Annotated in this window: 18 protein-coding genes and 1 tRNA gene; 10 read left to right on the top strand and 9 right to left on the bottom strand. The window is 66.0% G+C overall.

Annotation, left to right across the window (positions count from 1 at the left end):
- Positions 1-41 precede the first annotated feature (41 nt).
- On the bottom strand, positions 42-3,878 hold the full coding sequence (locus DDZ18_RS13750; protein ID WP_146190645.1) for a hypothetical protein: 3,837 nt from the start codon (positions 3,876-3,878) through the stop codon (positions 42-44).
- Between the two features lie 294 nt (positions 3,879-4,172).
- Here DDZ18_RS13750 and DDZ18_RS09145 point away from each other — a divergent pair, with 294 nt between their 5' ends.
- Positions 4,173-5,021 (top strand): TIGR01459 family HAD-type hydrolase, encoded by an 849-nt coding sequence (locus DDZ18_RS09145; protein ID WP_109253035.1) that lies wholly within the window; start codon positions 4,173-4,175, stop codon positions 5,019-5,021.
- Positions 5,022-5,024: 3 nt separating this feature from the next.
- Here DDZ18_RS09145 and DDZ18_RS09140 read toward each other — a convergent pair whose 3' ends face one another.
- Complete coding sequence (locus DDZ18_RS09140) at positions 5,025-5,756, bottom strand: SIMPL domain-containing protein (RefSeq protein WP_158272116.1); 732 nt, start codon at positions 5,754-5,756, stop codon at positions 5,025-5,027.
- Between the two features lie 103 nt (positions 5,757-5,859).
- A complete protein-coding gene (locus tag DDZ18_RS09135; RefSeq protein WP_109253033.1) occupies positions 5,860-7,068 on the bottom strand; it encodes a mechanosensitive ion channel family protein in 1,209 nt (402 codons plus the stop codon).
- 239 nt (positions 7,069-7,307) lie between these two features.
- On the opposite strand from DDZ18_RS09135, the gene DDZ18_RS09130 reads away from it, so the two are divergent.
- Positions 7,308-7,384 (top strand) — tRNA-Ile (locus DDZ18_RS09130).
- Positions 7,385-7,436: 52 nt separating this feature from the next.
- Here DDZ18_RS09130 and DDZ18_RS09125 read toward each other — a convergent pair.
- From DDZ18_RS09125 to DDZ18_RS09115, 3 genes are read right to left on the bottom strand one after another with little or no spacing between them, the layout of a single operon-like run.
- Positions 7,437-7,877 carry an aconitase X swivel domain-containing protein gene (locus DDZ18_RS09125; protein ID WP_109253032.1) on the bottom strand — a complete coding sequence of 147 codons (441 nt, stop codon included), beginning with the start codon at positions 7,875-7,877 and terminating at the stop codon, positions 7,437-7,439.
- Positions 7,870-9,138, bottom strand: coding sequence for an aconitase X (locus DDZ18_RS09120; RefSeq protein WP_109253031.1), 1,269 nt, complete (start codon positions 9,136-9,138; stop codon positions 7,870-7,872). The genes DDZ18_RS09125 and DDZ18_RS09120 overlap by 8 nt, the downstream gene beginning before the upstream one ends.
- Positions 9,139-9,147: 9 nt before the next feature.
- The gene (locus DDZ18_RS09115; protein WP_158272115.1) at positions 9,148-10,086 is read right to left on the bottom strand and encodes a LysR substrate-binding domain-containing protein; all 939 of its coding nucleotides are present in this window, start codon (positions 10,084-10,086) and stop codon (positions 9,148-9,150) included.
- 85 nt (positions 10,087-10,171) lie between these two features.
- Between DDZ18_RS09115 and DDZ18_RS09110 the strand changes: the two genes are divergently transcribed.
- The 8 genes from DDZ18_RS09110 to DDZ18_RS09075 all read left to right on the top strand — a co-directional run bounded on the left by DDZ18_RS09110 (position 10,172) and on the right by DDZ18_RS09075 (position 21,215).
- The gene (locus tag DDZ18_RS09110; protein WP_233245782.1) at positions 10,172-12,190 is read left to right on the top strand and encodes a tetratricopeptide repeat-containing sulfotransferase family protein; all 2,019 of its coding nucleotides are present in this window, start codon (positions 10,172-10,174) and stop codon (positions 12,188-12,190) included.
- A 118-nt stretch (positions 12,191-12,308) separates the two neighbouring features.
- The gene (locus tag DDZ18_RS09105) at positions 12,309-14,621 is read left to right on the top strand and encodes a TonB-dependent receptor (protein WP_109253113.1); all 2,313 of its coding nucleotides are present in this window, start codon (positions 12,309-12,311) and stop codon (positions 14,619-14,621) included.
- An 81-nt stretch (positions 14,622-14,702) separates the two neighbouring features.
- Positions 14,703-15,479, top strand: a complete 777-nt coding sequence (locus tag DDZ18_RS09100) for an SDR family oxidoreductase (protein ID WP_233245781.1) — start codon at positions 14,703-14,705, stop codon at positions 15,477-15,479.
- Positions 15,480-15,486: 7 nt separating this feature from the next.
- The gene (locus tag DDZ18_RS09095; RefSeq protein ID WP_109253028.1) at positions 15,487-16,482 is read left to right on the top strand and encodes an NADPH:quinone reductase; all 996 of its coding nucleotides are present in this window, start codon (positions 15,487-15,489) and stop codon (positions 16,480-16,482) included.
- The gene (locus tag DDZ18_RS09090) at positions 16,479-18,050 is read left to right on the top strand and encodes a carboxylesterase/lipase family protein (RefSeq protein WP_158272114.1); all 1,572 of its coding nucleotides are present in this window, start codon (positions 16,479-16,481) and stop codon (positions 18,048-18,050) included. Before DDZ18_RS09095 ends, DDZ18_RS09090 begins: the two co-directional genes overlap by 4 nt.
- A complete protein-coding gene (locus tag DDZ18_RS09085) occupies positions 18,050-19,582 on the top strand; it encodes a BCCT family transporter (protein WP_109253112.1) in 1,533 nt (510 codons plus the stop codon). Before DDZ18_RS09090 ends, DDZ18_RS09085 begins: the two co-directional genes overlap by 1 nt.
- Before the next feature lie 302 nt (positions 19,583-19,884).
- Entirely contained in the window at positions 19,885-20,802 is a 918-nt protein-coding gene (locus DDZ18_RS09080) for a BKACE family enzyme (protein ID WP_109253111.1), read from the top strand.
- Complete coding sequence (locus DDZ18_RS09075) at positions 20,799-21,215, top strand: acyl-CoA thioesterase (protein WP_109253026.1); 417 nt, start codon at positions 20,799-20,801, stop codon at positions 21,213-21,215. Before DDZ18_RS09080 ends, DDZ18_RS09075 begins: the two co-directional genes overlap by 4 nt.
- Before the next feature lie 247 nt (positions 21,216-21,462).
- On the opposite strand, the gene DDZ18_RS09070 is transcribed toward DDZ18_RS09075, so the two are convergent.
- Genes DDZ18_RS09070 through DDZ18_RS09060 form a run of 3 tightly spaced genes read right to left on the bottom strand, consistent with a single transcriptional unit; the run spans position 21,463 to position 26,095 of the window.
- Positions 21,463-22,701, bottom strand: a complete 1,239-nt coding sequence (locus DDZ18_RS09070) for a TolC family protein (protein ID WP_158272113.1) — start codon at positions 22,699-22,701, stop codon at positions 21,463-21,465.
- Positions 22,698-23,009 (bottom strand): DUF3240 family protein, encoded by a 312-nt coding sequence (locus tag DDZ18_RS09065; RefSeq protein ID WP_109253024.1) that lies wholly within the window; start codon positions 23,007-23,009, stop codon positions 22,698-22,700. Before DDZ18_RS09065 ends, DDZ18_RS09070 begins: the two co-directional genes overlap by 4 nt.
- Positions 22,985-26,095 (bottom strand): efflux RND transporter permease subunit, encoded by a 3,111-nt coding sequence (locus DDZ18_RS09060; RefSeq protein WP_109253023.1) that lies wholly within the window; start codon positions 26,093-26,095, stop codon positions 22,985-22,987. Before DDZ18_RS09060 ends, DDZ18_RS09065 begins: the two co-directional genes overlap by 25 nt.
- Positions 26,096-26,099: the final 4 nt, after the last annotated feature.

The following is a 26,099-nucleotide window of genomic DNA, read 5'->3' as shown; positions in this document are numbered from 1 at the left end:
TCTCAGCTTTAATCAGAGCCAGACAGCGAATTACTTGAACGTTACCATTCGAAGCGTTCACTAGTCTCCCGCTCCTTTTGATCCTCCCATTCGCGGGCGCGCGTGACATCGGCTTGGAATTTCTCGCTCGCCTCTGTCGCCCACGCAGCAACATCAGCCCTAGCGTGTTGAGTGAGCTGGTAAAGTAAGGTCGCGCGCTTTTCCATGATGGCCGCCCGAGAACCGCTCCAAGACCTCGGCTCAAGAGCGTCATAGAACACTTCAAGGACCTCTTTCGTGTCAGCCGCTACTTCGATCGTTGTCAATGCGGAGCTGTGCCACCGGAACTCCTCATCGCCTGATTCCGCTGCCTTCCACGGACGTGTGACCTGCGCGACGAGGAGCGGGCGGCTGGCCGGAGCTTCGAGCATCCAATCTCGCAGTACATTCCCAGGCACCGAATGAATCGGGCAGGCCCTTCGCTCCCTAATCGATTCAAACGCCATCCGCCTCAGCATCCGCTCGCCAGGTTGGTCGATGAGCTGATCCAGCATCTCACGTGGGAAATTCGCGGCGAGGTATCTTACCAAATCGGCGTAGTCGAAGGGGTCGATTTCTACCGCATCGATTGCATCCGCCAGCACGGATGCAATTTTTTCGGCGACCCAGTTGTCTGTTCCAGGACTGAGGAATTTCGCGGCTATTGTGCTTAGCGGATAAGCTTCGTGGAAACCTGCGGTTCGTCGCGATGCCGCTCGAAAATTAGAGAGCAAGCGGATAGCGATCCTTCTTTGAAGCTCAGTTGGAGTTGCGTCCTCGTCATCGTTCCAGACGCAATACCGATGGTGAAGTAAATAGGTCGCGGTTGTGAAGCCATCTTCTCGCTCTAGGAGCTTTTCGATAATCTTCAATACCGCTTCATCAGGTAGAAGCGCTTCGTTGCGCCGTCCTATGTGAGCAAGCGCGGTGAATGCCGAGCTTTTGAATTCGGGGCAACAAATTGCCTCTAGTATCCGGGAAATGCCGCGCGGCGAGATTGGTGCATTGGATTGAAGAACAACTGCCGAATCGCGAAGTTCACGATCTTCGAAGACGGAATCGAGGAGTTTTTCGCAGGCGCTCATATCGGTTTCCGCCAAACCGTGAACGAAGCCGCACGCCAGCGCTAGCGTGGTGCAATCAGCTGCAGACTGATGAGCCGACTGTATTTCTTCCCAGACAGGCATCGGATTCGTCGTAGATCTTGCTAATTCCTCACCGACCACGATGACGCGCTGGGAGTTCGAACGCGCAAGCTTTTCGGCCTCACGGCGAAAGGTTTCTAAATCAGCAGTAGCTAGCTCCCGCCCTATTGCACGACAGTGTTCATCGACCTGGGCGGCTGCCTTCTTGTACTTTTGGGGGGCATCGTATTCTATTTCCGCGACGTCCAATGCGCTCCAAGCTTCCGGAAGCGCGTAGACCGCGATTCGGTCGCTCAGAGTTCTCGGCGCGAGGGTGTCGGCAAGGCCGGTGAATTTCGCTTCGGCTTCAGTCCGCCCTTCTTTCTTCGCTCGATGGATTACGCTACGTATATTCGTCCAAGCCTCAGGCCACCCTTCTTGCTCGGTAATCGAGGTTACAAAATCTCTGAGGGGCTCAAACAACCCCTTATATTCAGCAATCCACTGCAAATTATTCGAGATATGAGATTTCAGCTTTTGTGAAATCCGAATTTTATTGATAATAATATCTTTGCTTAAGGCAAATAATTTAGTATACCATTCATACAATTCTTTTATTGACTTAGGGTGAAATCCATAATCTCTTTTTCTTGCACCAAATTCAAAAGCTTCACAAGATGAAAATCCGCTTAGTTTAAACATTGACTTTAGCCCGATGAGTCCAAGTTCTTGTCGCTCTTTGTCATCGCTGAAGGCGAGTTCCTTAAGCAAATTAATTCTTTGTTCAATACTCGCATGTGTACCAGATAGATATAGGTGGAATAAACTTTCGAAATGTCGTGTAGCATCACTCATATTGTTGTGATCTGAGATTTCTGCTTCTAAAGCAAAACGAACTAGTAGCCCTGCTGCTTCATCAAACAGTTGCGGATCATATGCTAGAGACTTAATCAAGCTAACAAGATAATATCTGTGAGTGTGATGTCGTCTAAGGAGTTGCGAGTCGCGATCTACTGCATTCGTAATCACGCTCATCGCCTTTTCTGGCGCAAGTGGAGAAAGGTTATGTAATACAGTCATCCCAGTTGGCGTGAGCGCTTCAATTTTTGAAAGGAATCCACCCGAGTCTATCCATTTCTCAAAAAGCTGGCAGGCGGCCTCGCTCGTGTGGAGATATCCGAGCCTTCTGCTGATGGATTTTAAGAGCCTTTCCGATGTTATGGCTTCGATATGGTCCGCAAGGTCTCTAAGGTCCCATTCCTGCAGCGCTTCGCGCGCTAATTTGTGCGCTAGGGCATGGGGTAGCAGCGCGCGATACTTCGAACGCCGCTGAACCAGGTTTCGCCTCTCCAGCTCGGCAAGATTTTTGAGGAAATCACGCTTTGACTGGCCGGACAGCTCAAGCATCACGCCAAGTTCGGCATCGTCGCCGTCCGGAGTTTCGACATCAAACGAATACGTCAGCGAACAAGCCTTTGCGGTTTCAAGAAGAGACGTATCTAGAGCCTTTTGCTGATGAAATAGGCGCTCAAACAGCTCCGTGTCATTCAAGTCGGTGAGCGAATCGGTGCCGTTAGCAGTCGAGGCGATAGCGAAAGCGACCCGGAAATTGCCTTCTGAGAACTTGGCTACAGACCTGATTTCCGGGCCCGATAGATTTTTGAATCGAACCTCCAAAACGCGCTCCAGCGCCTCTGCAGACGCGGGTTCAAGGCGATAGACTTGCGTGCCCTCTGGCTCATCATCACTGATATCGTATTCGACCGTAATAAGTGCTGCAGGCGTTTTCGAATTCTGCAGACGACTAGCGAGCTTTTTGTGCAGCCCGATACCGCAATTATCTACAATCAAAACGCAGCGATTGCCGCTGTTTATAATTTGCTCGGCTAGTTCGAGCGGGGAGGGTTTTGGGTTGTCTGCCCGGTCACAATAAACTGCTTCTTGAGGGTTAAGGGCATGGTCACCAATACGTTCGTCAAAAAGCGCTTGTACAAATCGTGTCTTTCCGACGCCTGACAAGCCTACGAGGCGAACCGCTCCGCGCGGCTCCAATAGGGCCTCGCGCATCTCATTGAGACCACTCAGCGTGTCCTCCTCGCGTTTCAAGCGGACGCCGTGTACGCGCAAGTGATTGTCGAGGATATACTGAGAGGATTCGTTTGTAGGAGCACTAGACCAATCGCCGAAAGGTCTCCAGCCGGAAGTGTGAATGCCGACTTTGCTAAGCACCCAGCTTGTAACACCGGGGTGCTCATTTACCCAGGTGGCAAGTCGTTGGCTGTCGTAGAAATCGACGTGGAGTCTTGTACACTCGGGGCTGTCCGCGATTGCCCTCGCCATCGCATTCTTCCGCTCAGTCAACGGCGCGTCAGCAACATCCTCACGCGTGCTCGCGATTATGTAGGCTCCAGACCTTTCGCCTATCTCCACAATGGACGCGCGGAGCGATCCTGAGGGGCGCATCTCGTTAACTATGGCGGAAGCGGAGATCCGTTCTGCTTTAACTTGAAAGCCGGTAGAAGATCGAGGAACGAATTCCCCGTCCGATGCAGCGCCGCTCAATTCGACGCGGACATCGATGCCGCCGTCGGGAGCTTTCTGGTGACCTCCGTATGTTACACCCTTGGCAGTATGATCGGACTTAAACGCGGAAGCCTCGCATAAGCGGGCCAATAGCTCTCGGGCCGCAGTATCGTCGAGTTTTTGAATGTGATCTTTATCGACATGAAAAAACATGGGTTTCTCAGTATTTATGTTCCACATCAAGCCATGATGGGAGGCGACAATCGCTCTACCTATAAGGGTGGAGAAATTCTTATCGCAAGCGCTTGGTGACCTGTGGGTGACGCTACACTGACATTTAATGTGTTCCGCGCGTGACTAATTTTCATGAGAATTAGCTATACCCCCCCCTCCGAGAGGGGAGAGGAGACCTCGAGCCTTATTCGGCGCCTTGCTCGCCGGGCTCGTCCGGCAGGTTGACCGGCCGCCCCATTGACCCCGCCCGCGCGGGGTCTAGAACCCCGCTGCATGACCGATCCCGCCCGCCTGTCGGACCTCGCCCCGCGCTATGACGCGATCCTGTGCGACGTGTGGGGCGTGATTCGCGACGGTCACGCGCTCATCCCCGCCGCGATCGAGGCGCTGCAGCGCTATCGCGCCGGCGGCGGTCATGTCGTGCTGGTCTCGAACTCGCCGCGGCGGTCCGCCTCGCTTCTCAATCTGCTCGATCAGATGAGCGCGCCCGATGACGCCTGTGACGGCGCGGTGACCTCGGGCGACGCCACCCACGACGTGCTCGCATCGAAAGCGCCGGGACCGGCCTTCAAGCTCGGACCCGACTGGGACGATCCGATATACGAGGGGACGGGACTCGACTTCGCGCCGCTCGGCGAGTCCGCCTTCATCTCCTGCACCGGGCTGCTCGATTACGAGACCGAGACCGTCGACGACTACCAGGCCCTGCTCGCCGAGGGGGTCGAGCGCGGCCTGGAGATGGTGTGCGCCAATCCCGATCTCGTCGTCCAGGTGGGCGAGCGGCTGCTGCCGTGCGGCGGCGCGCTGGCCGCGCGCTACGAGCAACTCGGCGGGACGACGATCTATGCGGGCAAGCCGCATGCGCCGATCTACGCCGCCGCGCGCGACCGCCTCGCCGGGATCGCCGGCGGCCCGGTTGACGATGTGCGCCTGCTCGCCATCGGCGACGGGCCCGGCACCGACATCGCCGGGGCGAATCGCGAGGGGATCGACGCCATGTTCATCGCCCACGGCATTCTCGGCGCCGAGCTCGGCGGCGGCTTCGACGCGGCCGCTGTGGAGCGCGCGCTCGCCGAGCGCGGCGTCAGCGCGCGCTGGGCCGCAGACACGCTGGTCTGGTGAGTTCTATTCGGAGATCTCCCAGCTGGCGTTGATCGTCACCGAGACGGTCAGTTCGCCCACCGCGGTCGGCGTCGGGGCGGCGGCCATCGCCATCACCTCCATGCGCGCGTACATCGGCTGAGGCCCGCCGCCCGAGCTCTCGGAGATCGACAGCACGCGCTCGACCTCGAAATCGCCGGCCTCGGCGTAGAGATCACGGAGCCGGTGCAGCTCCTCGATCGCCTGAAGCCGCGCGGCGTCCTCGGCCTCGGTGCGTTCCTCGAGGCCGAAATTGACGCCCTGCAGCTCGTTGGCGCCGGCGTTGACCAGCGCGTCGATGGTTTCGCCCAGCCCGTCGAGATCGCGCACGATCACGTTCACGGTGTTGCGCGCCTCGTAGGCCACGATGCGGCGCTCGCGGGTCTCCTCGTCGGGGCGCGAGTAGACGGGATTGACCGAGAGCTGGGAGGTTTGCACGTCGCGCTCGGCGATCCCGGTCTCGTCGAGCGCGTCGAAGACGCCCTGCATCAGTCGAGCGTTGGCGGACAGAGCCTCCTGCGCGGACGCGCCCCGGCTGACGGCGCCGGCGGAAACCGTGGCCATGTCGGGGGCGGCGCGCACCTCGCCGGTGGCCGACAGCGACAGCGTGGCGGGCCGGACCTCCCCGTTCGACGAGGCGGTCTCCTGGGCGCAGGCGGTGGCGGCGAGGGGCAGCGGCAGGGCGAGGGCGGTCGCCAGTAGCGCGGCGCGGATCATGGGGGTCTCCTTTGCGACTCCGAAGCCGTCAGTCCTCGCGATCATGACGCGTTCGCGCTGCGGCGGAAACATGGCGCGATTGCGGGGACGGCGTGGAATCGTCTCAGGCCGGCGCGCCGCCGCCGATCCCGCGCGGATCGACGGCCTCGCCCGAGGGCTCGGCGAAGAACAGCGTGCGGCTGGGATAGGCGAAGCCGACGCCTTCGGCCTCGAAGCGCTTGACGATGGCGAGGTTCGCCGCCTGGCGCTTGTCCATGAAGGTCGGGTAGTCGGCCGCGGTGACCCAGAAGACGATCTCGAAATTCAGCGAGGATTCCCCGAAGCCTGCGAAATGAACGCGGTCGACGCGCACATCCTCGATCGGATCCAGATCCTCGCGGATCCAGTCGGGAATGGCCTCGAGCTTGTCGGCCGGCGTCTGGTAGAGCACGCCCACCGTCATCAGATGACGGCGCTCCGAAAGCCGCTGATAATTGTGGATCGTCTCGCCGATCAGCTTGGTGTTGGACAGGCTGACCTGCTCGCCCGACAGCGAGCGGATGCGCGTGGTCCTCAGCCCGATCTCCTCGATCGTGCCCGAGATCGTCCCGAACACGACGAAGTCGCCCTTCTTGAAGGGCTTGTCGAACAGGATCGACAGCGAGGCGAACAGGTCGGAGAAGATGCCCTGGGCGGCGAGCCCGATGGCGATGCCGCCCACGCCGAGGCCGGCGATCAGCGCGGTGACCTGGATGCCCGCCGTATCGAGAATGACCAGCAGGGCGACCAGCCAGATCGCCGCCGAGATGAGCCATCTCAGCACCGCCACGGCGCTGTCGAGCGAGGAGCCGTCGCGGGCGGCCCGGGCGGCCTTGCGTCTCAGCAGCGAGACGGCGATCTCCTGGACCACCGCGGCGGTCTGGATCACCCCGAAGACGAGCATCAGCCCGGACAGCACGCCGCGGATCGCGTCGGGCACCGGGAAGATCAATGCGGTCGCGAACACCGCCACCAGCAGCAGGAAGGCCGAGCCGATCTTGGCGATGGCCCGGGCGATGATGGCGGGCAGGGTGTTGGAGTCGCCCTTGGCGAAGCGCCGGATCGCGCGCACCGCCACGAAGCGCGCCGCCAGCAGGATGACGAACAGCCCCGCCGCGGTCGCCAGCGCGATCAGCGCCTCGGCCCGGTTGGCGAGCACCCAGTCGCTCGCCGCGCTCCAGGACGCGGCCGCGCGATCCCAGACCGTGTCGACGGTGTCGCCGATATCGGCGTCGCGCGGCGGCGCGTCCTCGGCGGGCGTCTCGGCTGGCTGGCCGGATGTCTGGGTCTGCATGGGCGCGCCGTCCCCCGGATGCTCGCTCGGCGTGGCTCAGGTCCGAACGGCGCGCAGGATCGCAGGGTTCCGCTTCGCGGCCAAGGCGGGGAGGGGCGGGGCGCCGGGGGCGTCCGTCCCCCCGGTCCAGGTCGCCAATTCCGGCGCCCGTCCGGCAGGGCAGTGAGCGGCGTCAGCGCGCCGCCTCGCCCCGCGCTTTCGCCCGCCCGCGGCTGCGGCTATATGGGGAGGGCTCTTCCGGGCCTGTAGCTCAACTGGTTAGAGCCGGCGGCTCATAACCGCTTGGTTGGGGGTTCGAGTCCCTCCGGGCCCACCATCGTCCGCATGGATCCCGTGGGCGTCCCGATATCGACCCGCCCCGGGGCGCTTCAGTCATCGACGATCAGGACGGCGTCGCGCTCGATCACGGCGAGGCGGCCGGCGGCCGCGCGCAGGCGAGCGAATTCGCGGTCTCCCGCCGCCGCGCCGACGGGCATGGTCCGACCGGTGAGGAAACCCGCCGTGCGACTGGCGACCAGCAGCGGAAGCTCGGCTTGCATGGTGATCACGGCCGCGGGCGCGCGGCCGGCGACGATCAGCTCCAGCAGCGCGCCGGGTCCGGCCGTGCTTCCCTTCAGTCCGGGAAGGACGAGGATGACGCCCGCCAGCGCGGCGCCCCGGTCCGGGTGGGAGGCGTCTATCACCTCGCCGCTGTCGATATCGACCCCGCCCCAGAAGCTCAGCGGCGCGGCGAGGCGGACGACGGGCGCAGGGTGCGCCGGCCCGTGCGGCTGGCCGGCCAACAGGCGGATCGAAACCCGCTCACCCATTCCAGTAGCTCCGGTCGGGCTCGTATCGCCCCGTCACGGCGGCGGCGACGCATTCCTCGAGCGTGGCCAGCCCGCTCCGGACGCCGATATTGCCCGGGGCGTAGGCCGCCCACTTGGCGGAATTGCTCAGGACGAGGCCCGAGGTCGCGGACGCCAGCGGCCCGTAATAGGTGCAGGCGTCCCGGACGAAGCGCACCCCGCGCGCCTCCAGTTCGCGCACAAGCCCCTCGGCATGAAGCCGCGCGTAGAGGTCGCGCGGCGTCGAGGCGTAGATGGGTGCGGCGAGCGGGCGCTGCGGCAGCGCCGCCTCGAGACGTCTCAAATCCGCCTCTCCGAGATGCGGCGCGCCCAGGCAGATCGCGCCGACAGCCGCCCCGGGATCGCCCGGCCGGAGCTCGGCGGCGGCCCGCTTCAGCGCGGCGTCGTCGAGGCGCAGGGAGGCGTCATCAAGCTGGCGAAATTCGCCGCCTGAGGCGAACGCGCGCGCCTCGGGCGTCGCGCCCTCGACATGGATCAGCGGCATCTGGCCGGTGACGCCCGCCGCCGCGCAGATCGAGCGCAGCGCGAGTTCGTCGGGCCGTTGCGGCAGGCCGCGAAGAAGCGGGATGCGCGCGCCGCAGAGCGTCCCGAGGCGAAAGCCGACGAGTTCGTAGCCGACATCGTCGTCGAACCAGCGACCGGAGAGGCCCGCGGCGTCGACGACCGCGTCGGGTCGGCGGCCCGCATCGGTCAGCACCGAGGCGAGCGGCGCGCGCCCGGTGAGGGCGCACGCCAGGTCGAGATATTGCGGCGTCTTGAGCGTTCGCGCGCCGATCGCCGAGTTGGCGAACAGGACGGCGTTGGACTCCGCCCAGGCGAGCCGCTGGCCGAAGCGCGGCCGCGCGTCGAGAAAGTACGGCGCGCAGGTGAGGACAGGGCGGCATCCGAGGCGCAGAAGAGGCTCGACGACGGCGCGGGCGTTCTCGCGCTCGGCGCCGCGGTAACAGGCCGGCCCGTCCGCATGCAGGTCGGCCGACGACGCGCTGAGCGTGGTCGGGACGCGGACGCGGCCTCCCGCCGCCGCCAGCCGCTCGAGCAGGCCGAGATTCGCCGGGCCGGAATGATAGGCGCCGACGAGATGGGCGCCCTCGATATCGGTGAGGGTCTCCGCTTCGAGGGCATCGGCGGCGGCGGTCACCAGGTCCATGGCCCAGGCTTCGGCCGCGCCGAAGTCGCCCGCCAACGCTCGACGATCACGCTCGGACAGCTCGACGCGGGTCATCGACGGCCTTCAGGAGGGGACGACGGCGGCGGCGGGGCGGCGGCAGGTCTCCAGCAGCGGATCGGCGGCGATCGCGTCGACGAGCCAGTCGCGGAACAGACTCACCTTCTCGAGGTCCCGACGCGACGACAGGCTCGCGAAGTACCAGTGGCGGGGCAGCGAGGCGCGCGCGTCCGGAAACGGCTCGACGAGCCGGCCCGATGCGATGTCGTCCTCGGCGAACGGCTCGATGGCCAGCGCCACCCCGAGGCCCCGGCTGGCCGCGTTCAGCGCGTGATCATAGCTGTCGAAGCGGCTGTCCCCGGAGATGTTGACCCCCGTCACGCCGGCCGACGCGAGCCAGACGGACCAGTCCTCCGCGGAGGGATAGACCTGCAGCACCGTGTGGGCGCGCAGATCCGACGGTTCGCGAAGCGGGGGCGCCGCGGCGAGATAGTCCGGGCTGCAGACCGGAAACACGCGCGAGGAGAACAGGTATGTGTAATCGACGTCCGACCGCGTCGGATGGCCGATGAAGATGCAGGCGTCGACGGGTTCGGACGCCAGGTCGACGTCGAGCTGGGACGTGACCAGGCGGACCGGCGGCTGGCCGGTCGCGGACTCGTAGTCCGGCAGCCGGCCGAGCAGCCAGCGGATCGTGAAGGTCGAGTAAGCCTGGAGCGTCAGGCAAGCCCCGACTTCCCACCGCAGTTCCGAGGTCGCCTCGGCGATCCGCTCCATCGCGCGTGTGACGATCGAGGCGTATCGCTGACCCTGCGGCGTCAGCTCGACGCCGTTTCGGTCCCGGCGCATGAGCCGGCATCCCACCTCGTCTTCGAGGCGTCGGAGCTGGTGGCTGATCGCCGAGGGCGTCACGTTGAGTTCGTGCGCGGCATCCTTGAAGCTTTGCAGGCGAACGACCGCCTCGAACGCGCGCAGAGCGGCGAAGGGAGGCAGGTTTCGTTTCATTCGCGCGCACCCGAAAGCTTGAAAAGAGCGGCAATGGTCGGCCTTGATGTCGGCCTCGTCAAACCGACACGTCACGAGCACGCTGATGGCGGAAAGCAGGAACATGGCCTCTCCCGAACTGGCCGGCCGCAGCGGCTCGGCGCTCAAGGCCTGGGTGGCCGAGTCGCCCGGAGAGGCCCGCGACGCCGCCGTCCGTCGTCTCGCAGAGCGTCCGGATGATCCCCTGGCGGCGCTCGTCCGCGCGGAGGCCACGCGCCGGCTGGGCGACGCCGGCGCCGCGCTGCGATTGGTGGAGGCGGCTCTGGCGCTGCACGCCGATCACGCGCCGCTGGAGCTGGAGCGCGCGCGTTGCCATGTGGCCCTGGGAGATGAAGCGCGAGCGCGCAAGCGGCTCGAAGCGCTGTTGAAGCGTCGCGAGGATTTCGCGCCCGGCTGGAAGGCGCTGGCCGATCTCCGCCAGCGCGCCGGCGAGGAGGAGGGGGCCGCCGAGGCGGCCCGCCGCCACGCCGAAGCGACGATCGGATCGCCTGAACTCGCGCGCGCCGCCGAACTACTGCGCCGCGGTCGCCTCGGGCACGCGGAACACGCCCTGCGCCAGTACGTGAAGGATCATCCGACGGATGTTTCCGGCATCCGTCTGCTCGCCGACGTCGCCCTGCGTCTCGGGGTTCTCGAGGATGCGCGCCACCTGCTCGAACGGTGCCTGGAGCTGGCGCCGGATTTCAATCTCGCCCGGCACGACTACGCCAACGTTCTTCTCAAGCAGCAGCAGTACGAAGCCGCCGGGCGCGAGCTCGAGCGGCTGATCGCCGATGAACCCGAAAACCCTTCCCATCGCGTGTTGCAGGCTCTGCTGCACGTGCGGACGGGGCGGCTGGAGGAGGCCTGCGAGCTCTACGCCGACATCCTTGCGCGCCACCCGAGGCAGGCGAAGGTTCAACTGAGCTATGGCCACGCGCTGAAGACCGTCGGGCGGCGCGAGGACGCCGTGGCGGCCTACCGAGCCGCGGTCTCGGCGCAGCCGACCCTGGGCGAAGCCTACTGGAGCCTGGCGAATCTCAAGACGGTGCGCTTCGACGGCGCGGACATCGAGGCGATGCAGACGGCGCTCGAGGACGAGTCGATCTCCGCCCACGACCGGTTTCATCTCCAGTTCGCGCTCGGCAAGGCGCTGGAGGATGCGCGTCGATATGACGACGCGTTCGAAGCCTACGCGGCCGGCAATGCTCTGCGGCGGGAGACCGTCCAGTACGATCCCGATCGGATCGAGGCCGAGACCGACGCGCTCATGGCGTTCTTTTCGCGGGAGTTCTTCGCCGAGCGCGAAGGGTGGGGCGATCCCCGGCCGGATCCGATCTTCATCGTGGGAATGCCCCGGTCGGGTTCGACTCTCCAGGAGCAGATCCTCGCCAGCCATTCGCAGGTCGACGGGACCTTCGAGTTGCCGGACATCATCTCGATGGCGCGCCGGCTGTCGGGCAAGCGCCGGCCAGGCGACCGCTCCGCCTATCCCGAGATTCTCGGTTCGCTCACGCGCGAGGAGGCAGCCGCGCTGGGCGCGGAATATCTCGAGCGCACGCGCATCCATCGCGGAGGCGCGCCGTTCTTCATCGACAAGATGCCGAACAATTTCATGCATATCGGGCTGATCAAGCTGATCCTGCCCAACGCCACGATCATCGACGCCCGGCGCCATCCGATGGCTTGCGGCTTCTCGAACTTCAAGCAGCTGTTCGCGCGAGGGCAGAACTTCACTTACAGCCTGGAGGAGATCGGGCGCTACTACGTGAATTACGTGCGGCTGATGGCGTTCTGGGACGAGGTGCTGCCGGGCGGGGTGCTGCGCGTCATCTACGAGGACGTCGTCGCGGATATCGAAACCCAGGTCCGCCGCACGCTGGCGCATGCAGGCCTCGCGTTCGAGCCGCAGTGCGTCGAATTTTATTCAACGGATCGCGCCGTGCGAACCGCCAGTTCCGAGCAGGTTCGTCAGCCCATATATGCAACGGGCCTTGAGCAATGGCGCAATTTCGAGCCTCACCTGAGCCCGCTTGCGACCGCGCTACGCCCCGTGCTCGAGGGCGACTTGCGCTGGGATGAATGAATTTCATTCATCTATTGCCGAATCTTTTCCGTTCGATGACGAGGCCCCGACGCGCTTAGGCTGGATGCTGAATCCGCGCCAGGTCTGCACGAGCGCGACGAACGGGGAGGAAAATCGAATGCGCGAACAAGGGATCGATTTCGAGGCGGCGCGTCGTCCGCGCGGGGGGCTCGCGAGACTGCTGACCACGACGTGCCTCGCAGGCTTGGCGAGCCCGGCTGTGGCGTTCGCCCAGGCGGACGTCGCCGGCGCCCAGGCCCGTCAGGTCGAGGTGATCACCGTCACCGCGCAGAAACGCGAGGAAAGCCTGCAGGACGTTTCCCTCAGCGTTCAGGTGCTCGATACGCAGCTGCTCGATCAACAGCAGATCACGGACTTCGAGGAGTACGCGAATTTCCTGCCGAGCGTCTCCTTCAACAGCGTCGGACCGGGTTCGGCCCAGATCTATATCCGAGGCGTGTCGGACGGAGGCGACGGCAACTTCTCCGGCTCGCAGTCGAGCGTCGGTCTCTATCTCGACGAACAGCCGGTCACCGCCATCGGCCGCAATCTTGACGTCCACATCTACGACATTTCGCGGATCGAGGTGCTCGGCGGTCCCCAGGGGACGCTGTACGGCGCCAACTCCCAGGCGGGCACGCTGCGGATCATCACCAACCAGCCCGATTCCGCGGGTTTCGAAGCCGGGTATGACCTGACGGCCGAGGCGGTCGAGGAAGGGGATTTCGGCTATACGGCGGAAGGCTTCGTCAATATGCCGCTCGGCGATCGCGCGGCGCTGCGCATCGTCGGCTGGCATGACCAGACAGCCGGCTATATCGACAATGTTCCTGCGACGAAAACGTTTTCGCGCAGCGGCATCACGGTGTCCAACGACGAGCTCGTCGAGGAAGACTTCAACGAGGAGACGACCTCCGGCGCGCGCGCCGCTCTGCGCATCGATCTCAATGATTCCTGGACGGCGACGGCGCGGGTGCTCCATCAGCGCCAGGAGACCGAGGGCGTCTGGGATCACGATCCCGACGATGTCGGCGATCTCGAGGTCGCGCGCTTCTTCAATGACTCTACGGAAGACGAATTCACCCAGGGCGGGGTGGAGATCGCCGGGGAGATCGGCGGCGTCGAAATGACCTATGCGGGAACGTTGCTGGACCGTGACGTCGCGTACGAGAACGACTATTCGGAGTACGCCGAATATTCGTCCTACATCGACTATTACACGTGCTACTACGCCTATGATTACTCGATCAGCGCGTACTCGTTCTATGCGTGCGAGGATCCGCGCATCCAGTACCGCGAAGACAGCGAGTACGAGCGCGAAACCCACGAGTTTCGTCTGGCGACGCCGCAGGACCGCCGCCTGCGGCTGATCTCGGGGCTGTTCTACCAGCGCACCGAGCATGCCTATGATCTTCGCTGGCATATCCCGACCATCAAGCCGGGAATGGCGGTCAGGGATCCCGACGTTTACTTCATCACGGACCAGGTGCGCGAGGACACCGAGCGCGCGGTGTTCGGCGAACTGTCCTACGACCTCACCGACACGATCACCGTCACGGGCGGCGCTCGCTTCTTCGAAACCGAGAGTTCGATCGACGGGTTCGTTGGAACCGTGTTCAGCGGCAGTCCGAACGTCGATGTGGAGACGTCGGAATCCGGAAGCTTGTTCAAGCTGAACGTGAGCTACGCCCCGACGGAGAACCAGCTGTTCTATGCGACGGTGTCGGAGGGATTCCGTCCCGGCGGCGTCAATCGCGAGGCGACCTCGAACATTCCGCTGGAGTACAGCTCGGATCTCATCACCAACTACGAAGTGGGCTGGAAGACGTTGCTCGCCGGCGGCGCGCTGCGTTTCAACGGCGCCGCTTTCTTCATGGACTGGGAGGACGTCCAGTTCACCCGCTTCGACCCGGCCGAGTCCTTCCTCGGGCTGACGCAGAACGCCGGCGCAGCCGAGGTCCTCGGCGTCGAGGCGGACGCGATCTGGCGAGTGACCGACAACTGGACGCTTTCCGGGGCGTTCACCATCCTCGAGGCGGAGCTGTCGGAGGACTTCTTCCAGAGCGTCGGAGCGACCACGCCGGACGCGCCGGAAGGGACCCAGCTGCCGTTCATTCCCGAGTACAAGGGCTATATCAACTCGCGCTACGAGTTCATGTGGCGGGACTTCGAGACATTCTGGAACGTCAACTATACCGTCGTCGGCGCCTCCTATAACGATCTCTTCCCGGCCGCGAGGGATGAGCAGGCTTCGTACGGGCTTCTCAATCTTTCCGTCGGGCTCGGCCAGGACGACTGGACGCTGACGGGCTATCTCCGAAATGCGACCGACGAGCGCGCCGAGTTGTTCCGGAACGCGACGGACTTTGACAGTCGCATCACCACCAACCAGCCTCGTACGATCGGCGTTTCCTTCTCGCAGCGCTTCTAGGCGCGAGCTGACAGCGAGCTAGCAATGGGTGACAGCGAGACACTCCCCCGCGGCGACGCGGCGGCGGATGGGCGCGCGCCGGTGGAAACCAACGTCGCGCTCGTCACGGCCGGGGCGTCCGGGGTCGGCCGCGCGGCTGCGGAAGCCTACCGGAAGGCGGGCTGGTCCGTGCATGTCTGCGACATCGACGAATCCGCAGTCGCCGCGTTCGGCGGAGACGCTCAAGGCGCGTCGGCGACGGTCGCCGACGTGTCTGATCCGGACGCCGCCTCGGGCGTCATCGAGGAGGTGATCGATCGTTACGGTCGCCTCGATGTGCTGGTGAACAACGCCGGGATCGCCGGCCCCGCCGCGCCGATCGAGGAGATCGACGTGGAGAGCTGGCGGCGGACCGTCGACGTCAATCTCAATGGCGCGTTCTATTTCGCCCGCATGGCGGCCCCGATCATGAAGACAGCCCGGCGGGGCGCGATCATCAACATCGCCTCGACGGCCGCGCTGTTCGGGTTCCCGCTTCGCGCCGCCTATGCGTCATCCAAATGGGCCATCATCGGTCTGACGAAGACCCTGGCCATGGAGCTCGGCCCGTACGGAGTGCGGGTCAATGCGCTTTGCCCGGGCTCTGTCGAGGGGCCTCGCATCGAGGCGGTCATGCAGCGCGAAGCCGCGGCGCGCGGCGTGTCGATCGAAGAAGTGCGCCGAACCTACGAAGGTCAGATCTCGATGCAGAAATTCATCCGGGCGGAAGATGTCGCGGAGATGTGCGTCTTCTTGAGCTCGGATGCCGGCGCGCGGATCTCCGGCCAGTCGATCGCCATCGACGGGCACACGGAGACGCTGTCCTACCCGATAAGATGAGGAAGCCATGAAAGCGGTATGGTTCGAACGGTTCGGCGAGCCGGACGTGCTGGAGTTCGGCGAACGACCCGCTCCGACGCCGGGGAAGGGCGAGGTGCTCGTCCGTCTCGCCGCAAGCGGCGTCAATCCGTCGGACACGAAGAAGCGGCGCGGCTCGTTCCCGAACCTTCTCGATAACGGCTACGTCATTCCGCACAGCGACGGGGCCGGCGTGGTGGAGGCCGTTGGAGAGGGCGTGTCGTCCGACCGGGTCGGCGAGCGGGTCTGGGTCTACCAGGCGCAACACGGCCGGCGCTTCGGCAGCGCGGCCGAATATGTCGCGATCGACGAGGCTCGCGCGCCCGCCCTCCCCGAGAACGCCGATTTCAGGACGGGCGCTTGCTACGGCATTCCAGTCATGACCGCGCATCGTTGCGTCTTCGCCGATGGTGACCCGGGCGGGCTGAAGGTCCTGGTGACGGGCGGCGCGGGGCGCGTCGGGTATTACGCGATCCAGTGGGCGGCCAACGCCGGAGCGGAGGTGATCGCGACGGCGAGCAACGCCGAGGACGCGGAAACGTGCCGGGCCGCCGGCGCGGCTCATGTCGTCAATCACCGCGACGACGACTGGGGCTCCCGGGTGCTCGAAGCGACCGGGGGAGAGCGCGTCGACCGGGTTGTCGACGTCGAGTTCGGGGCGAACCTGTCCCAGGTTCTGGAGTGCATTCGAACCGGCGGCGTCATCGCGACCTACTCGTCTTCGCGCGACATGCAGCCGACCCTGCCGTTCTACCGGATGATGTTCATGGACCTCACCGTGCGCATGGTCATCGTCTACGACATGCCGGAAGCGGCGAAGAAGCAGGCGATCGCCGACATTGCGGCCGCCGAGGCGGCCGGGCGGCTCTCGCACCGGTTCGCGGAAGCCTATCCGTTGGAGCGATGCGCCGACGCGCACGCCGCCATCGAGGCGGGAAACCGGCGCGGCTGCGTGATCGTCGATATTGGTGGAGCGGAAGATTGAACGGACGCGCCGCCCTTTTCGCGATCATAAGCGGTTTTCTGGGGGCGGTCGGCTGCTCGGCCGCCGACGAGGCCGCCGACCGCGGGCCGGTCGTCGAGATCGAGGCTGGCGATCTTGAGGGCGTTGCGATCGATGACCTGTCGCGCGGCGCGGTCTTTCGCGGCGTGCCGTTCGCCGCGCCGCCGACCGGCGACAACCGTTGGCGGGCGCCGCAGCCGGCGACGTCGTGGACCGGCGTGCGTCCGGCTGCCGAGTTCGCGCCGGCGTGCATGCAGGGCTCGCACATCGTCGACTGGTATCGCGGCGTCGCCGGGGCTTTCGGGGCGGATCCCGGCCTCGTGGACTATCCCAACGGTGTGAGCGAGGACTGCCTCTATCTCAATGTCTGGACGCCGGACCTCGAGCCGGACGCGCCCGCGCCGGTGATGGTCTGGATCCATGGCGGCAGCTATCGCGGCGGCTGGTCCTACGAGCCCAATTATCGCGGAAGCGCGCTCGCCGCCGAGGGCGTGGTCGTCGTCTCGATCGCCTACCGCCTCGGCGCGTTCGGCTATCTCGCGCCGCCCGGGGACAGTTATCCCGAAGGCCGGAACTTCGGCCTGCTCGACCAGATCGCCGCGCTGGAATGGGTCCAAGCGAATGTCGCGGCATTCGGCGGCGACCCCGACAGGGTGACGGTGTTCGGCGAATCCGCGGGGGCTTCGTCGGTGGGCACGCTGATGACGACGCCGGCGGCGGAAGGGCTCTTCCACCGGGCGATCAGCCAGAGCGGCGGATTCGAATTTGTCGAGCCTCATGACGCGGATACGGCCGATGCGGCGTTCGCGGCCCTGGCGCAGGCGTTGCCGGATGCGGATCCGCGCGCCGTTTCGGCGGATGCGATCCTCGAAGCGAGCGAAGACGTCCTCGGCGACCACGATTTCGGCCCGGTGGTCGACGGGACGTCGTTGCCGAGACACCAGGCCGAGGCGGTGGCGACCGGCGCGCTCGCGACCGTGCCGCTCATGATCGGAACCAACCGCGACGAGTGGTTCATGTATATCGACGAGGACTCCGCCGAGGCGACGCTGGCCGATTATCGCCGCCGCATCGGCGGCGAGATCGATATCGACGCGCTCGTCGCCGCCGACGGCATGCGGGGCGCGGTGGACAGGCTCGAGACGGCGCGGCAGATGCGCTGTCCGGGATATCGGCTGGCGCGACGCATCACGGAGCTCGGCGAAAGCAGCTATGTCTATCTGTTCACCCGCGTAAGGCCGGGCGACGAGGCTGCGGCGTTCGGCGCCTATCACGGCGCGGAGATCCCCTATGTCTTCGGGACGCATGACGCCTGGCTTCCGACCGGGGAGCGGGATGTCGTGCTGGGCGATGCGATGCGGGCCCTGTGGGTTTCGTTCGCGGCGTCCGGTGAAGCCGATGCGGGGTCCGCGCCGACATGGCCGGAGTTCGGGCGTACGGGGCGGGTTCTCGAGCTGGGCGATGAGATCGACGTCATTGCGCCGTTCGACCAAGAGATATGCCGCGCGCTCCGGAACGCTTCGGACGCAGGCGCAGACGGGTCGAGGTGATGCCTTCAAAGCCGAGCACAGACTGGCTCGCCTTCTCGATCAGCGCGGCGATCGTGCTCGCGGTCTGCATCGGACTGCTTGTCGACCCGGAGGCCGGGGCGGAGCTGCTCCCGGCGATCTATGACCGGATCGCGGGCAATCTGGGACCTGGCTTCCTCCTCGTCGGCTCCTTCCTCATCATCTTCCTTCTGTGGCTGGCCCTGAGCGAATATGGCGGCGTGCGGCTCGGCGGCGCCGAGGAGAAGCCCGAGTTCGCTGTCCTGAGTTGGGCGGCGATGCTCTTCTGCGCCGGCATCGGAGCCGGTCTGATGTACTGGGCCGCGATCGAATGGGCGTATTATCTCGAGACCCCGCCCTTCGACCTCGAACCGGGATCGATGGCGGCGCTCGAATGGGCCTCGGCCTATGGCCTGTTCCACTGGGGACCGTCGGCCTGGGCGTTCTACTGCCTTCCGACGCTGGCCATCGCCTATCCCTACTACAATCGTGACGTTCCCTTTCTGCGTCTGAGCACGGGCTGCAGCGGGTTCGCCGCCTTCAAGCCGCATCGTCCGCTGGGGCGGATCGTGGACACGATCTTCATGGTCAGCCTGCTCGGCGGGGCGGGTTCGTCGCTCGGCTTCTCCACCCCGATGATCGCCGCCCTGATGGCGCGGATCCTCGGTCTGGAGAACGGGTTCCACCTTGAGGTGGTCGTTCTCGTCGTCACCATCATTCTCTTCGGCGTCAGCGCGGCTCTCGGGCTGAAGCGCGGCATTCGCCGACTCAGCGATCTGAACGTGGCGCTGATCTTCCTGTTCCTCGGCTTCGTTCTGCTGGTCGGCCCGACGGTGCGCCTGCTGGAAGCCGGCGTAACCGGCTACGGGCTCGTCCTGCAGAATTTCATCCGGCTCAACACGTGGGCCGAACCCTTCGGCGACGGCAGCTTCGTCATCGACTGGACCATCTTCTACTGGGCGTGGTGGGTCGCCTACGGCCCGGTGGTCGGACTTTTCGTGGCGCGCATCTCGCGCGGACGCACGATCCGCCAGGTGATCTACGGAATGCTCGGCTACGGGACGATCGGGGCCGGCATGTTCTTCGTCATTCTCGGGAATTTCGGCCTCGACCTCGAGCTGACGGGCGCGGCCGACATCACGGGGCTTATCACGAGCGAAGGCGGGGCGGATGCGATCGTCGCAATGCTCGCAGAGCTGCCCTTCGCGACCGTCGCGATGACCGTGTTTTGCCTCACCGCCATCGTGTTCTCGGCGACGACCTATGACAGCGCGTCCTACATCCTCGCCTCCAGCGCGACGCGGGCCCTTCCCGCCGGCGAGGATCCGGCGCTGTGGCAGCGCCTGTTCTGGGCCGCGATGCTCGGCGCGCTGCCGATCACCCTGCTTTTCGTCGGCGGACTGCGCGTCGTTCAGACGGCGACGCTGATCGCCTCGGTGCCGGTCCTCGCCATCGGCGTCGTCATGATCCGCTCGCTGCTGAAGCAGCTGGCCGAGGATCACCCGAAACGGGCCGGGCGCATTCCTCACGGCTGATTCGCACCGCGGGTCATGGTCGGCCTGGTTTCCGGCGCTGGAAGCGACCCGGCAGCTTGATAAGTAATATGAATAAGGCGCTATAATATAAAATAAATTAAAATTAGCACTTTCGAAGAAAAAACAAATTACAATCAAGATTTTTGCGGGGTTGAATGCCCTCGTCGAGGCGTTATGGTCTTTGCGATCTGTCACACCCCGCCGCATCACCGTTTGGCGACAAACGTTCGTTCAAGCGGTCATGTATTTCTGCGTTGGTCGTGACGCAACAGAGGTCCAACTTTTACGCAATGGGTCAATCGCTGAACCGGAACGTCATCATCACCTGCGCCGTCACCGGCTCGGGCGAAACTGTCGACAAGACGCCGCACCTGCCGGTGTCGCCGAAGGAGATCGCCGACGCCGCCATCGAGGCGGCCAAGGCCGGCGCCGCTGTCGCGCATATTCACGTGCGGGATCCCGAGACCGGGGCGCCGAGCCGCGACCCGGCGCTGTTCAAGGAAGTCGTCGACCGCGTCCGCGACAGCGAGACCGACGTGGTGTTGAACCTCACGACGGGCATGGGCGGAGATCTCTTTCTCGGGCCCGATGACGATCCGCTCTCATTCTCCGACGAAACCGATTGCGTGGGGCAGATCGAGCGCATGGAGCATGTCGAGGCTTTGCTGCCCGAGATCTGCTCGCTCGATTGCGGCTCGTTCAACTACGACATGGGAAACTACGTCTACGTGTCGACGACGGGCATGCTCCGACTGGGCGCGGAGCGCCTCCAGAAGATCGGGGTGAAGCCGGAACTGGAGGTGTTCGATCTCGGCCATATCTGGTTCGCCAAGAAGCTGCTGGCCGAGGGCCTGCTCGACGAGCCCCCGCTGTTCCAGGTCTGTCTCGGCGTGCGCTGGGGCGCGGAAGGAACCCCCAGGAATTTCCAGACGATGGTGGACAACCTGCCGGAGAACGCCAACTGGGCCGGCTTCGGCCTGGGGGCCAATGAAATGCCGATGGCCGCGCAGGCGGCGCTTCTCGGCGGTCATGTCCGGGTCGGGCTCGAGGACAATCTCTATCTCGAGAAAGGGGTGCATGCGACCAACGCGCAGCTGGTCGAGCGGGCCCGCAATATTCTCGAACTCATGGGATGCCGGGTGCAGACGCCGGCCGAAGCGCGCCAGACGCTCGGTCTCACCAAGCAGGAGGAGGCGGCCAAGGTGAGGCGCATCGCATGAACGGCGTCTTCCGCGGCGTCGCCCATCCGTGGCTATGCGACGTGATGGGGCACATGACGACCCGTCACTACGTGGCGATGTTCGACGACGCCTCGTACCATTTTCTCTACGAGGTGTTCGGCTGGACCGGTCGCGAGGCGGCCGCCGGCGGTCTCGGCTGGGCCGACGTCCATCATGAGATCGACTACAAGGCCGAGGTGGCGGCGGGCGACCTGCTCGCCGTCGACGCCGCTGTCGAGCGCGTCGGCACGAAATCGCTCACGGTGCGCTTCGAGATGCGGAATTTGTCGAAGGCGACCGTCGCCGCCGTCCTGACGAGCACGGCCGTCTGCTTCGATATGTCGGAACGCAAGGCGGCGGCCATTCCGGATGACTGGCGCAAGGCCGCCGAAGCGGCGCTGAAACGGGCGTAGGGGGGGCAGCTCTCCCTCATCGTTCGTAGCCGGAGCCGAAGCGCGTTGGCGGCGGATACGTCGGCGCTCATATTCGTATCGTCACGCGTTCGAATTCCCGCTCCGCGGCGATCTGCCTGTTGGCGCTGCGTTGGTGCGGCCTTGCCTAAGTCAACGAATTGACGCGGGTAAAATACCCCTCCGGGCCCGCCAAGAGCCTGATTTGTGCAGCGACACGGGGTTTGATTCATCCGCCGCCGGGAGGGACTCACTCCGGCCCCGTCGGTTGCAGCGCGCGACCCTCGATGATCGCGAGGCGCAGACGGGCCGCCGCGGCGCGCGCCTGCTGCTCGATCAGGGCGCGTTCGGCTGTGCGGGCGGCTTCGCGCGCGCGGATCAGCTCCGAGACGGTGACCGCGCCCATGTCGCGGCCCCGGCGCATCCGCGCCAGCGCGCTGCGCGCTGCCGACGCCGACGCCTCGGCCATCGCCAGAGACCGCGCCGCCGACTGCGCCTCGCGGATCGCTTCGCTGTAGCGTCGGCGCGCCTGGCGCTCGGCGCTGCGCAGGCGCACGGAGAGGGTCGTGACCCGACTCTCCGCCTCGGCCGCGGCGGCCGATCGCGCCCGGCCGGAGATCGGCACGGCGACCGTGACGCCCAGACCCGTCTCCGCGCCGTCACGCTCGCTGAAAAGCTGGACGCCCAGCTGGGGATCGGGCCGCTGTTCGGCGCGGGCGCGCCGCGCCTCGAGCGCTGCGCGATCGCGCGCGAGCAGCGCCAGGCGGACTTCGGGCATCGTCTCGACGGCGACGGCGTCCCCGGCCGCAGGGAGCGGCGGCGCCCGCCCCGCCGCTTGGTCGCGAAGGGCTGAGAGCTCGAGCCCGGGGAAGGCCGCGCGCAGCGCGTCGGCCGCGTTGTCTGCGGTCAGACGCGCCTGCTCTGCGGCGAGGCCGGCCAGGCCGGCGTCTGCGCGCAGCTGTTCGACATCGACCTCGCGGGCCGCGCCGTTCGCCAGCCGGCGCGCCTGCGCCTCGGCGGCGGCTTCGGCGTCCTCAGCCGACCGCGCCTGCATCTCCGCGATCCCGGCGGCGGTGCGCCATTCTCCCAGCAATCGGGCGAACTCCAGCGCCGTGTCGCGCCAGGCGAGCCGGTAGGCCTGTTCGGCGATCGCGACCTCGAGCGTCGCCAGCTCGGCGTCGATCCGGCGCTTGCCGGGCCAGCGCACGCCCCGGTTCAGCCCGCTCGTCCACTCCGTGAATTCGCCCTCGCCGTCGATGCTGCGCCGGGACGCGCCGGCGGAGACCTCGAACTCGTACGGTCCCGCGCGGAGACGCGCCGCGGCGGCGCGGGCGCGATCGACGCCGGCGCGCGCCTCGGCCGGCGCCGGCGCGTCGGCGATGACGGCCTCGACACCCTCCAGCGGGGGGAGGGACGCGGGGGGCGAGGCCGCCGCGCCTGCGGCGAAGCTGAACGCCGCGGCAAGGGCGAAGAGAAGGCGCACCGTCATGTCAGTCGTCCGAAGTCTTCGACAGGTTCTGTCCAGTAGGCGAGCTGCGGTCGCCGGCATTCCTTCGCGAGGGCGTCGAGCACGCCGGCGACCTGATCGGCGGGCAGCACGATCTGGAACATCGCCGCGCGCATCGCGCCTCTCACCCGTTCCGACGCGCTCGCCAGCTCGGCTTCGGGGCCGCGGCCCTCGGCGTCGATGACGGTGAAGCCGGGCAGCGCCGGCTCGACCGCGTCGAGCGCGTCCGCGATCGTCTGCTTGATCTCGCGGGGGCAGATCAGCGTCAGCTTGCGTAGGGGCGCGACCATGTCGGCGTCTCCGTGGCGGGTTCGCGCGCGCCGGTTTCCGCGCCGAAGCGGCGATAGAGCAAGGGCAGCAGGAACAGGGTGAGGATGGTCGACGAGGCCAGGCCGCCGATGACGACGACCGCGAGGGGGCGCTGGATCTCCGATCCCGGCCCGCTGGCGAAGAGCAGCGGCGCCAGCCCGAAGGCGGCCGTGGTCGCGGTCATCAGCACCGGGCGCAGCCGTCGGCGCGCGCCGCGGCGCACGGCCTCGTCCATCGAGGCGCCGAGCGCGCGCAGATCGTTGAAATGCGTGACCAGGACCAGCCCGTTGAGCACGGCGATTCCCAGCAGCGCGATGAAGCCGACCGAGGCGGGCACCGACAGGAACTCGCCGGACAGCCGCAGCGCGACGATCCCGCCGACCAGCGCGAAGGGAATGTTCGCGAGGATCAGCAAGGACTGGCGCAGCGAGCGCAGGGTGACGAACAGGACCACGAAGATCAGCGCCAGCGAGATCGGCACCATCAGCGACAGTTGGGCCGCGGCGCGGCGCTGGTTCTCGAACTCGCCGCCCCAGCTCACGCGGTATCCCGCGGGAAGCGGCCCCATCGCGTCGACGGCGGCCTGGGCGTCCTCCACGAAGCTGACGAGATCGCGGCCGGAGACGAAGGCCTGGACCACCGCATAGCGCGAGCCGTTCTCGCGATCGACGACGGCCAGTCCTTCGGCGCGGCGCACGTCGGCGATGTCGGACAGGCGGGCCTGGCGGCCGTCGGGCGCGGCGACCCGGATGTCCTCGAAACCGTACGGGCTCTGGCGGTGGCGGCGGTCCGCCCGGATGAGGATCGGCGTGCGCCGTCCGGGCTCGACGATCTCGCCGGCGCGCACGCCTTCGAGCCGGGCCCTCAGCTCGTCCTGGACGGCGATCACGTCGAACCCGAAGCGGCCGGCGCGTTCGGGATCGATATCGACCTGGAGGTATTCGGAGATGTCGTTCGACTGGGTGAAGACGTCCGCCGCGCCGGGGACGTCGGCGACCACCGCCTCGATGCGGCCCGCCAAGTCGGCCAGCTGGTCGGCGTCGGGACCGAAGATCTTGATGGCGAGATCGCCGCGCGAGCCCGTCAACATCTCGGAGACCCGCATCTCGATCGGCTGGGTGAAGGAGGACTCGATGCCGGGAAAGTCCTCCATGACCGCGCGCATCTCGCCGATCAGCCAGTCGGTGTCCGGTCCGCGCCATTCCGAGCGCGGCGCCAGCTCGAGGAACATGTCGCTCTCGTTGAGGCTCATCGGGTCGAGGCCGAGCTCGTCGGAGCCGACCCGGGAGATCACGTGGCGGACTTCCGGCACCTGCTCGATAAGCGCCTGCTCGACGCGCAGATCGTCGCTCTCGCTCTGGGACAGGTTGATGGAGGGCAGGGCGGCGAGCTGCATCACCACCGAGCCTTCGTTCATCGTCGGCATGAAGGTCTTGCCCGCCGTGGCGTAGCTCAGCGCGGCCGCCGCGACGCCGACGCCCGCGATCGCGTAGACGGCGACGGGAAAGCGCAGCGCGCCGGCGAGCAGCCGTTCATAGCCCGGACCGAGCACGCGCATGATCGGCGCCTCGCGCCCGCTCGTGCGCTTCAGCGCGACCGAGGCGAGCACCGGGATCAGGGTCAGCGCGAGCGCCAGCGCCGAGCCGAGGGCGAAAACGATGGTCAGCGCCACCGGCGAGAACAGCTTGCCCTCGAGCCCCTGCAGGGTGAGCAGCGGCAGGAAGACCAGGCAGATGATGATGGTGCCCGCCGCGGTGGGCGCGGCGACTTCGGCGGCGGCGCGGTAGACGACGTGGAGCCGGTTCGCCCGTCCGCCCTCGTTGAGGCGCTCCACGGTGTTCTCGGTGACCACGATCGCGCCGTCGACGATCATGCCGATCGCGATCGCCAGCCCGCCGAGGCTCATGAGATTGGCCGACAACCCGACGACGTTCATCAGCAGGAAGGTGGCGAGCGCCGCGAACGGCAGGATCAGCGTCACCACCATCGCGGCGCGGAAATTGCCGAGGAACAGCACCAGCAACGCGATCACCAGCACCGCGGCGAAGAGCAGCGCCTGGGTCACCGTGCCCACCGCCTCCTCGATGAGGTCGGAGCGGTCGTAGAAGACCTCGATCTCCACGCCGTCGGGAAAGCCCTGAGAGAGGTCCTCGAGACGGTCCCGCACTCCGGAGACCACCATGCGCGCATCCGCGCCGCGCAGCGCCACCACGAGGCCCTCGACGGCTTCGCCCTCGCCGTCCTTGGTGACCGAGCCGTAGCGGGTGAGCGCGCCAAGCGAGACGCGGGCGACGTCGCCGACGCGCACGATCGCTTCGCCCTCGGCGCGTATCACCAGGTCGGCGAGATCGTCGGCGGTCTCCGCCGCGCCGAGACTGCGTACGACCAGCGCCTCCTCGCCGACCGAGACGCGGCCGGCGCCGTCATTGCGGTTGTTGCGTTCGAGCGTCTCACGCAGCGCGGACACGTTCACGCCGGCCGCGGCCATCGCCGCCTCGTCGGGCGTCACCTCGAAGGTCCGGACCCGCCCGCCGAGCGCGTTGACGTCGGCGACGCCGGGCAGGGTGCGCAGAGCCGGCCGGATCACCCAGTCGAGCAGGGAGCGGCGTTCCTCCAGCGTGAGATCGCCGCCCTCGATGGTGAACATGAACAGCTCTGACAGCGCCGTGGAGATGGGCGCCAGTCCGCCCTCCACGGTCTCCGGCAGTTCGGCGGCGACCGCCGAGAGGCGCTCGGAAACCTGCTGGCGGGCCCAGTAGACGTCCGTTCCCTCCTCGAAATCGAGCGTGATGTCGGCGATGGCGTATTTCGCCGTCGCGCGCATGACTGTCTGGCGTGGTATCCCGAGCAGCTCCATTTCCAGCGGCCTGACGACGCGCGCCTCGACCTCCTCCGGCGTCATGCCGGGCGCTTTCATGACGATCTTCACTTGGGTCGGCGCGATCTCGGGAAAGGCGTCGATCGGCAGGCGCAGGCCCGAGACGATGCCCGCCGCGGCGAGCGCCAGGGCGAGACCGAGCACGAACAGGCGCTGGGTCAGCGAGAAGGCGACGAGACGGTCCAGCATCGGA

It is taken from the genome of Marinicauda salina, assembly GCF_003122085.1.
Taxonomy (GTDB): domain Bacteria; phylum Pseudomonadota; class Alphaproteobacteria; order Caulobacterales; family Maricaulaceae; genus Maricicauda_A; species Maricicauda_A salina.
This window is presented reverse-complemented; position numbering and strand designations above follow the sequence as displayed.